Here is an 8,954-nt window from a genome sequence, read left to right as displayed (position 1 = left end):
GTCGCTCCGCTCCACCTGCGTGACTGGTCACCCTGACGGCGCTCCGCGCCGATCGGCCCGACCGCCGGACCGGCCATCGCCAACCGCCGGAATCTTGGCACGCGTCGGCGCTCGAAATGATCTTCGCGCGCGCGCCGCCACCTCCCCCACCCCGGCACTGGGTGGGCGGAAAGGTAGCGGACGCGGGCGACGATTTTGCGGCGTTGTCCACAGGCGGGGGCAGGCGAGCCGGGCGGTGGACGGCCTACGAGACGTGGGCCAGGAGGTCTTGCCTGGTCAGGACGCCGGCCGGCTTGCCGTCGATGAGGACCATGGCGGCGTCGGCGTTCTCCAGCAGGGCCACCGCCTCGGCGACCGGCTGGCCGCCGCCGATCATCGGCAGCGGGTCGCCCATGTGCCGTTCGATCGTGTCGTGCAGGTGGGCCTGGCCGGTGAAGATGGCGTCGAGCAGGGCCTTCTCGGCGATCGAGCCGGTCACCTCGCCGGTGACGACCGGGGGCTCGGCCTTGAGGACGGGAAGCTGGCTGATCCCGTACTCCCGCATGTAGTCGATCGCGTCACGGACCGTCTCGGTCGGGTGGACGTGCACCAGGGGCGGCATCCGCCCGTCCTTGCCGGCCAGCATGTCGGCCACCGTGGGCGTCCCGGCCGACGTGTGCAGGAAGCCGTAGCGGGCCATCCAGTCGTCGTTGAAGATCTTGGAGAGGTAGCCGCGGCCACCGTCCGGCAGCAGGACGACCACCACGTCGTCGGGGCCGGCCCGCCGGGCCACCTCGAGCGCCGCCACCACGGCCATGCCGCACGAGCCGCCGACCAGCAGGCCCTCCTCGCGGGCCAGGCGGCGGGTCATGTCGAACGAGTCCGAGTCGGACACCTCGACGACCTCGTCGCAGATCGACCGGTCGTAGGTCTCCGGCCAGAAGTCCTCGCCGACCCCCTCGACCAGGTACGGCCGCCCGGTGCCGCCGGAGTAGACCGATCCTTCGGGGTCGGCGCCGACGACGCGGACGCTGCCCCGCTCCTTGAGGTAGCGCCCGACCCCGGAGATGGTGCCGCCGGTGCCGACGCCGGCCACGAAGTGGGTGATCCGCCCGCCGGTCTGGTCCCAGAGCTCCGGCCCGGTCTCCTCGTAGTGCGAGCGCGGGTTGGCCGGGTTGCTGTACTGATCGGGCTTCCACGCGCCGGGGATCTCCCGGGCCAGCCGGTCGGACACGTTGTAGTAGGAGCGTGGGTCTTCCGGCGCCACCGCGGTCGGGCAGACCACCACCTCGGCGCCGTACGCCCGCATCACGTTCTGCTTGTCCTCGCTGACCTTGTCGGGGCAGACGAAGACACAGCGGTAGCCACGCAGCTGGGCCACCAGGGCCAGGCCGACGCCGGTGTTGCCGCTGGTCGGCTCGACGATGGTGCCGCCGGGGCCGAGGATGCCCGCCTTCTCGGCGTCCTCGACCATCCGCAGCGCGATCCGGTCCTTGACCGAGCCGCCGGGGTTGAAATATTCCACCTTGGCCAGCACCGTGGCCGAGATGCCCTCGGTCACGCTGCGGAGACGCACGAGGGGCGTGTTGCCGATGAGTTCGACGACGTTGTCGTAGTAGCGCACGCCGTCAGACTACGACGACGCGATCTCGTTCCTGCTCCCACTCCAGGAAGCGCTCGGTCTCGGCCAGCATCGCGCCGGCCAGCCAGGTGATCATCACGGCGTCGTCGGCCAGGCCGACCACCAGCAGGGCCGCCTCCGGGACGAAGTCGAACGGCGACACCACGTAGGCGGTCGCGGCGGCCATCGCGGCCACCCGCCAGCCGCCGTCGTACTCACGTTTGGCACTTGCCTTGATCATCCGGGGTAGCGCGGCCAGTCGTTTGCTCAGAGACGGTCCCCCGCGCGAGCCACGCATGAGGGCCCGCCCGAGGGCGCTGAACGCCGAGGCGCGCTTGAGCGTCTTAGCCATACCTCTTCCTTTCCCCGATCAGCCCAATATGACTCGTACGCGCCAGTGCCAAGCGTGCGACAGGTCGGGAGCGGGTCACGAAACAGGCCTTAAGTAGACAGCGAACTGTCGCCCCTGCGAGTTAGCTTGGAGCTTGTGGAGGGGATCAACTGGGTCCGGGCCGGGCGAATCGCCGGCGGAGTGGCCGGCGGCGCCGCGGGCGCGGCCGGTCTGTCGCTGGCGCTGCTGCTTCATCAGGCGGCCGACGCCCGGCGGATCATCCCGATGGCCGAGGCGCCGCCCCCGCGTGGTGACGGTCTGTACGGTCCGAAGTTCCCCGGCAAGCCGCTGAGCATGGTGGTTCTCGGCGACTCGACCGCCGCTGGTTACGGCGTGCACCGCCCGCGCGAGACGCCGGGCGCGCTGCTGGCCACCGGCGTGTCCCGGCGGCTGCGCCGGCCGGTCCGCCTTCATCGGGTCGCGGTGGTCGGCGCGATGTCGGCCGGTCTTCCCTTCCAGGTCGACGACGCGCTGGAGTACGCGCCTGAGGTCGCGGTCATCCTGATCGGTGGCAACGATGTCACCCATGTGACCGGGTTCGGGGCGGCGGCCAAACACCTCGGCGACGCGGTCCGGCGGCTGCGCGCCACCGGCTGCAAGGTGGTGGTCGGCACCTGCCCCGACATCGGGGCGATCCAGCCGATCAAGCGGCCGCTGCGCTGGCTGGCCCGCCACTGGAGCCGTCAGCTCGCCGCCATCCAGACGGTGGCCGTGGTCGAGGCCGGCGGCAGCACGGTGTCGATCGGTGACCTGCTCGGCCGGCAGTTCGAGGCCGACCCGATCCGGATGTTCGGCTCCGACCACTTCCACCCCTCGGCGGTGGGGTACGCCCGCGCGGCCGCCGTGATCATGCCCACTTTGATGGCCGCGCTCGGCGAGGACGACCGGGTCGCGCCCAGCGGGGCCGAGGGGGTGCGCAGCCTCGAGGAGGCGGCCCAGGAGGCGGTCCGGGCGGCCGGCACCGAGGTCCGCCCGACCAAGGTCAACGGACGCGCCCGCGGTCCGGCCGGTGTCTGGGCCCAGCTGCGCCACCACCCGTGGTTCGGCGAGCAGCGATTCCGGTTCAGCCACCGCGCCGCGCGCCCCGGCGAGTTGCCCGGCGCAACCTCTCCGGCTCCGGCGGCGTCTACCGATGGGGCGGTTCCGAGCGGCCGTTCGTCGGCCACGGCCGTAGGGTGGACACCGGAGGGAGGCCAGGTATGACGGGTTTGACGGGTCGCATCGGCAAGGCCGCGGCCACCACGCTGATCGCGAGCGCGGTGGGCAGCGTCGCGCTGATCGCGGGTGAGGCGATCGCCGCGCGCGGCCGACGCTATGCCAAACCGACCATGGGCCTCGCCCTGCGCACCAGCATGGGTCCGGCCCACGCGCCGAAACTGCGCCTGGTGCTGCTCGGCGACTCGGCGGCGATCGGTGTCGGGGTCGAGTGGCTCTCCGAGACGGTCGGCGGGCAGCTCGCCCGCATGCTGGCCGAGGGCTCGGCCGACACCGGCGAGCGCCATGTGCTGCTGTCCAGCGTCGGCGTGGCCGGTTCCCGCTCCACCGACCTGGCCACCCAGGTGGCCCGTGCGCTGCTCGGCGACAAGCCCGACGTGGCGGTGGTGCTGATCGGCACGAACGACGCGACCGGTCTGCGCGTTCCCGAGGAATCGGCCGACCATCTCGGTGCGGCCGTCCGCCGGTTGCGTGACGCCGGCGTCGAGGTCGTCGTCGGCACCTGCCCCGACCTGGGTGCGGTCCGCTCGATCGCCCCGCCGCTGCGCCAGATCGCCGGGCTGCTCGGCCGCCGCGTGGCCAAGGCCCAGGCCAGAGCCGTGACCGAGGCCGGCGGCGTGGTGGTCGAACTGGGCCGCGAGACCGGCGCCGTCTTCCGGGCCGACGCGGGCACCCTCTGCTACGACGGCTTCCACCCGTCCGCCGACGGCTACCGCGTCTGGGCCCACGCCCTGTTCCCCGCCGTGGAGGAAGCCGCCCTGATCGCCGCGGTCTGACGCGGCGGGTGTGACGAACCGACACTTTCCACGGCATGTTACCGCCGCGTAACGTGAGGCTCATGCCGGAAGCTGTCATCGTCGCCACCGCCCGCTCCCCGATCGGCCGCGCGGTCAAGGGCTCGCTGCGGGAACTGCGGGCCGACAACCTCGCCGCCACCATCGTCGACGCCGCCCTGAACAAGGTGCCTGAGCTCGACCGCACGCTGATCGAAGACCTCTACCTGGGCTGTGGCCTGCCCGGTGGCGAACAGGGCTTCAACATGGCCCGGGTGGTCGCCGTCAAGCTCGGCCTGGACGGGCTGCCCGGCGCCACGCTGACCCGCTACTGCTCGAGCTCGCTCCAGACCACCCGGATGGCCTTCCACGCGATCAAGGCCGGCGAGGGTGACATCTTCGTCTCGGCCGGGGTCGAGACGGTCTCCCGATACGCCCGCGGTAGCTCCGACGGGCTCCCGCCCGAGGCTCAGGCCCTGGTCGGCGGCGGCTGGCAGAACCCGGAGTTCGCCGAGGCCGAGGCGCGGACGAAGGAGTCGGCCGCGACCGGCGGGATGTGGCACGACCCCCGCGAGGACGACAAGATCCCCGACGTCTACATCGCGATGGGCTACACCGCCGAGAACCTGGCCCAGCTCAAGGACGTCTCCCGGGCGGAGATGGACGAGTTCGGCGTCCGCAGCCAGAACCTGGCCGAGAAGGCGATCGCGGACGGCTTCTGGGAGCGCGAGATCACCCCGGTGACGCTGCCCGACGGCACGGTCGTGTCGGTCGACGACGGCCCGCGGCCGGGTGTGACGATCGAGGGCGTGGCCGGGCTCAAGCCGGTGTTCCGCCCGGACGGCCGGGTCACCGCCGGCAACTGCTGCCCGCTCAACGACGGCGCCGCGGCGGTCGTGATCATGAGCGACACGAAGGCGCGTGAGCTGGGCCTGACCCCGCTGGCCCGGATCGTGTCGACCGGCGTGACGGCGCTCTCCCCCGAGATCATGGGGCTGGGCCCGGTCGAGGCGTCGAAGCAGGCGCTGGCCCGCGCGGGCATGACCATCGACGACGTCGACCTGGTCGAGATCAACGAGGCGTTCGCCGCGCAGGTCATCCCGTCCTACCGTGACCTGGGCATCCCGCTGGAGAAGCTGAACGTGAACGGCGGCGCGATCGCGGTCGGCCACCCGTTCGGCATGACCGGCGCCCGCATCACCGGCACCCTGGTCAACTCGCTCGACTGGCACGACAAGAGCATCGGCCTCGAGACCATGTGCGTCGGCGGTGGCCAGGGCATGGCCATGGTGATCGAGCGCCTCAGCTGAAAATCAAGATCCCGAGGTCGTAGCTGGGTGGTGGGTGCAGACCGTCGCTCCCGCCGAGGGTCGCTTCGCTCCACCTGGTGAGTGGTTGCGGGTCAGGAGAGGCGATGGCGGGTCTCGTCGACCAGCGAAGCGGCGCCCTCCAGTGGGGCGCCGCTTCCGATCAGGTCGTCGGCCATGACCCGCAGCTGATCGGGCAGGACCATCGGGTGCAGGCGCGGCACCGGGCGCCGAGGCCGGCCCTCGGCGTCCGCGGCCAGGTCAGCCAGGTGCTGAACCAGGGCGTGCACGTGGTCGTCCCGGCCGCGCCAACGCGACTCCGTCCAGTGGGCGATCTGCTTGAGCAGACGCTCCACGCCCGTGCTGAAGTCGGTCACGGGCCGAAATCTACCCGGTGAAGGGACAGCGCCCGGGCCGTGGGGAGACGGCTCGGGCGCTGTTGGCGGCTGGCCAATAGCCGGCCGTCGTCGTGAGTTGGGGACTAGTCGTCGCCCTGGAAGTAGCTGATCAGGCGCAGGACCTCAAGGTAGAGCCAGATCAGGCTGACCAGGATGCCGAACGAGGCGGTCCAGGCGTAACGGGCGGGCAGGCCCAGGCGGACGCCCTCTTCCACCTCGTTGAAGCTGAGGATGAAGCTCAGCGAGGCGACCACGATGCAGACGAGGCTGAAGCCGATGCCGAGGATGCCGTTGTCGCGGAGGCCGGTGTTCACGCCGAACAGCGAGAGCACGAAGTTGATCAGCATGATCGCGAACAGACCGCCCATGACGGCGATCAGGCCGCGGGCGAACTTCGGCGTCGCGCGGATCACCCGGGCGCGGTAGAGCACCGCCATCAGGAAGAACACGCCGAACGTGGCGAGCACCGCCTGCAGCACGATGCCGTGGTAGAAGCTCTCGAACGTCTTGCTGACCAGGCCGACGAACGCGCCCTCGACGATCGCGTAGGCGACCACGAGGCCCGGGTTGGCCACCCGGGAGAACGAGATGATCAGGCCGAGCACCAGGCCGACGACCGCCGCGCCGATCCAGGCGGCGCCGACCAGAGCGTCGGGCACCAGGTTCCACGCCGCCGCGCCGGAGACGCCGACGATGCCGAGCAGGATGACGGTCTTGACGACGACGTCATCGATGGTCATCGGCTGTACGGCCGGCGGGGCCGACGGGTAGCCGCCGTCAGCCGACGGGTACGGCTGACCGTAACCCGGCTGACCGGCGGCCGGTCCGTATGGCCCAGCCGGGGAATACCCAGCAGCCCGCTCTCGCTCGGCCGCTTGGCCGAGGCGCGAGAGCACCGGGTTCGAAGTCTTCACTGTGTCCAGCCTCCCTGAGGTTGCGGCACGCATGATTGTGCCGTTCAAGAGTAGGCGCAAATTGCTCATGGTGCCGTGCCCGCCGGCTGTGAGCAGGCTGAGAGCCGGAAGTTCGGCCAGCGGCTCCGACCTGCGGAAACGGGGGCCGGTGTCCACTAATCCTCGGAGTGCCCGGGGCGGGGGTCGAACCCGCACGCCTGTGAGGGCAGCCGCTTTTAAGGCGGCCGTGTCTGCCTTTCCACCACCCGGGCCGTCGGAGGGCTGTGCTCACCGTATCTGCTGGCCAGCGCCCGACAAGACGCCGGACGGCTGAGTACACCCTTGTCCTACCGGACGCCCGAACCCACCGGCTCGGCCGGTCGATCGCTGGTCAGCGGGGGTGTGACGGCATTGAACTCCTCGCGCGGCTGGTGCAGCTGACCGAGAGAGATCGTCTCGCGGCGGAACACGAAGGCGAGGGTCCAGTCGGCCACCACGCGCGCCTTGCGGTTGAACGACGGGATGCGGCTGACGTGATAGGTCCGGTGCATCAACCAGGCCGGCAGGCCGGTGAGCTTGATGCCGTAGACGTGGGCCACGCCCTTGTGCAGGCCGAGGCTGGCGACGCTGCCCGCGTACTTGTGCCTGTAGGGCTTGGGCGCGCCGCCGAGCAGGGCCAGGCGGATGTTGTCGGCCAGCACCTTGGCCTGGCGGACGGCGTGTTGCGCGCTGGGTGAGCAGTAGGCGCCGTCGGGCTTGGTGAGGTCGGGCACCTGGGCGCAGTCGCCCGCGGTCCAGGCGCCGTCGAGCACCCGGTCGCCGTCGACCACCTGGAGCGTCGGCAGCGCGGTGAGGTGACCACGCGGGCCGCGCGGCAGGTCGGTGCGGTCGAGCATCGGCGACGGCTTGACCCCGGCCGTCCAGACCAGCGTCTCGGCCTTGAACCGGTCGCCGTCGCTCAGCTCGACCCAGCCGTCCACGCAGGAGACCAGGCGGGTGTCCAGGCGCAGGTCGATGCCGCGCTTGTCGAGCTGACGAGCGGCGTACGCCCCCATCTGGGGGCCGACCTCGGGCAGGATCCGGTTGGTCGCCTCGACCAGCACGAACCGCACCTCATCCTGCCGGAGCTCGGGGTAGGTCGGCAGGGCGTCGCGGACGACGTCTTCCATCTCGGCCAGCGCCTCGATGCCGGCGTAGCCACCGCCCACGAAGACGAACGTCAGCGACGCCGCGCGGACCGCCCGGTCGGGCGTCACGGCCGCCACGTCGAGCCGGTCGAGGATGTGGTTGCGCAGGTAGATGGCCTCGCCGATGGTCTTGAAGCCGATGCCGCGCTCACGCAGCCCGGGGATCGGCAGGGTGCGCGACACGGAACCGGGCGCGACCACGATGTGGTCGTAGGTCATCTCGGTCGGCGGGCCCTCGATCGGCTGCACGGTGACCGTCTTGCGGTCGTGCTCGATGCGGGTCACCTCGCCGGAGACGATGCGGCAGCGCTTCAGCTCGCGGCGCAACGGCACCACCGAGTGGCGCGGCGAGATGTTGCCCGCCGCCGCCTCGGGGAGGAACGGCTGATAGGTCATGTGGGGCTGGGGGTCGATGACGACGACCTCGGCCCGCCGCGGGCTGACCCTCCGCGACAGGCGCAAGGCCGCGTAAAGGCCGACATGGCCGGCTCCGACGACAATCACACGCTGAGGTCTCACGTGGTCCATTGTCCGCACCGGAGCACCCCGATGCGGCGCGGTGTGACGCAGCACAAGCCCAGGTGGGGGTGCTGAGGAACACACGTAAAAGGTTAGTTACCGGTACGTCGCAGCAACCTTGCCAGCAGCAGCGTCGCGGCGGTCGCGGCGGCCAGCCCGACCACGGTCGCCAGCACGAAGGCGCTGCCGGCCAGCGCGTCGGAGAGGCCGAGAGCGATCACCGTGAGCACCGCCGAGATGAGGACCGCCGCCCCGGCCCGCAGCAGCCAGCGGACCACCACGTCGAGGTTCACCACCCCGTCGTACGGCAGCACCGCGGCCAGCGCGGCCAACGTGTGCCCGAGGTAGAGGAAGGTGCCGATGGCGATCACCCGCCACGCCTCGACCCGGCCGTCGTACCAGGTCGTGCCGGCCACCCAGCCGCCGACCACGACCAGCACCGCGAGCGTCGGGCCCCGGCCGCGCGGCGCGAACGCCGGATAGATCGCGAAGAGCAGGAGCGGCAGCAGGAACTGGCCGAACACGATCGCCGCCGGCCAGGCCACGATCATCGCCCCGGCGAAGGTGGCCGCCACCCCGGTCTTGACCAGCAGGGGCACCAGCGTCGCCCGGCTGATCGCGGTCTGCATCCGGGTCAGCCGGTTGGTGATGCCGTCGAACATGTCTGCTCG

General features: G+C 71.2%; 9 protein-coding genes and 1 tRNA gene. 3 read left to right on the top strand and 7 right to left on the bottom strand.

All coding sequences use genetic code 11. The features are described 5' to 3' along the window. Positions 1 to 244: 244 nt before the first annotated feature. A complete protein-coding gene (locus tag AB0M54_RS43460; protein WP_364318806.1) occupies positions 245 to 1,603 on the bottom strand; it encodes a cystathionine beta-synthase in 1,359 nt (452 codons plus the stop codon). A gap of 4 nt (positions 1,604 to 1,607) precedes the next feature. Further along, complete coding sequence (locus AB0M54_RS43455) at positions 1,608 to 1,952, bottom strand: YkvA family protein (RefSeq protein WP_364318805.1); 345 nt, start codon at positions 1,950 to 1,952, stop codon at positions 1,608 to 1,610. A gap of 168 nt (positions 1,953 to 2,120) precedes the next feature. On the opposite strand from AB0M54_RS43455, the gene AB0M54_RS43450 reads away from it, so the two are divergent. The 3 genes from AB0M54_RS43450 (at position 2,121) to AB0M54_RS43440 (ending at position 5,289) form a co-directional block, all read left to right on the top strand. Next, positions 2,121 to 3,194: a GDSL-type esterase/lipase family protein gene (locus AB0M54_RS43450; protein ID WP_364478407.1), complete on the top strand. Its 1,074-nt coding sequence runs from the start codon at positions 2,121 to 2,123 to the stop codon at positions 3,192 to 3,194. After that, entirely contained in the window at positions 3,191 to 3,982 is a 792-nt protein-coding gene (locus tag AB0M54_RS43445; RefSeq protein WP_364318803.1) for an SGNH/GDSL hydrolase family protein, read from the top strand. Before AB0M54_RS43450 ends, AB0M54_RS43445 begins: the two co-directional genes overlap by 4 nt. A gap of 62 nt (positions 3,983 to 4,044) precedes the next feature. Continuing rightward, entirely contained in the window at positions 4,045 to 5,289 is a 1,245-nt protein-coding gene (locus AB0M54_RS43440; protein WP_364478401.1) for an acetyl-CoA C-acetyltransferase, read from the top strand. 92 nt (positions 5,290 to 5,381) lie between these two features. Here the strand turns inward: AB0M54_RS43440 and AB0M54_RS43435 are convergent, their stop codons facing one another. From AB0M54_RS43435 to AB0M54_RS43415, 5 genes are all read right to left on the bottom strand, one after another. Continuing rightward, positions 5,382 to 5,663, bottom strand: coding sequence for a hypothetical protein (locus AB0M54_RS43435; protein WP_364318800.1), 282 nt, complete (start codon positions 5,661 to 5,663; stop codon positions 5,382 to 5,384). Between the two features lie 104 nt (positions 5,664 to 5,767). Continuing rightward, positions 5,768 to 6,598 (bottom strand): Bax inhibitor-1/YccA family protein, encoded by an 831-nt coding sequence (locus AB0M54_RS43430; protein ID WP_364318798.1) that lies wholly within the window; start codon positions 6,596 to 6,598, stop codon positions 5,768 to 5,770. A 168-nt stretch (positions 6,599 to 6,766) separates the two neighbouring features. Beyond that, positions 6,767 to 6,849: transfer RNA gene (locus AB0M54_RS43425), tRNA-Leu, on the bottom strand. A gap of 75 nt (positions 6,850 to 6,924) precedes the next feature. Next, positions 6,925 to 8,283 carry an NAD(P)/FAD-dependent oxidoreductase gene (locus AB0M54_RS43420; protein WP_364318772.1) on the bottom strand — a complete coding sequence of 453 codons (1,359 nt, stop codon included), beginning with the start codon at positions 8,281 to 8,283 and terminating at the stop codon, positions 6,925 to 6,927. Positions 8,284 to 8,375: 92 nt separating this feature from the next. Further along, positions 8,376 to 8,945, bottom strand: coding sequence for a hypothetical protein (locus tag AB0M54_RS43415; protein ID WP_364478398.1), 570 nt, complete (start codon positions 8,943 to 8,945; stop codon positions 8,376 to 8,378). Between the last annotated feature and the right edge of the window lie 9 nt (positions 8,946 to 8,954).

This window comes from Actinoplanes sp. NPDC051470 (assembly GCF_040682035.1).
GTDB lineage: Bacteria > Actinomycetota > Actinomycetes > Mycobacteriales > Micromonosporaceae > Actinoplanes.
Note: the sequence above shows the minus strand (reverse complement) of the source record. Positions and strands in the feature narration are given on the sequence as shown.

What these genes read in the sequence shown, in the direction of transcription:
- AB0M54_RS43440 (WP_364478401.1), top strand. Translation starts at nt 4,045, where the DNA reads ATGCCGGAAGCTGTCATCGTCGCCACCGCCCGCTCCCCGATCGGCCGC.
- AB0M54_RS43415 (WP_364478398.1), bottom strand. Translation starts at nt 8,945, where the DNA reads ATGTTCGACGGCATCACCAACCGGCTGACCCGGATGCAGACCGCGATC.
- AB0M54_RS43445 (WP_364318803.1), top strand. Translation starts at nt 3,191, where the DNA reads ATGACGGGTTTGACGGGTCGCATCGGCAAGGCCGCGGCCACCACGCTG.
- AB0M54_RS43455 (WP_364318805.1), bottom strand. Translation starts at nt 1,952, where the DNA reads ATGGCTAAGACGCTCAAGCGCGCCTCGGCGTTCAGCGCCCTCGGGCGG.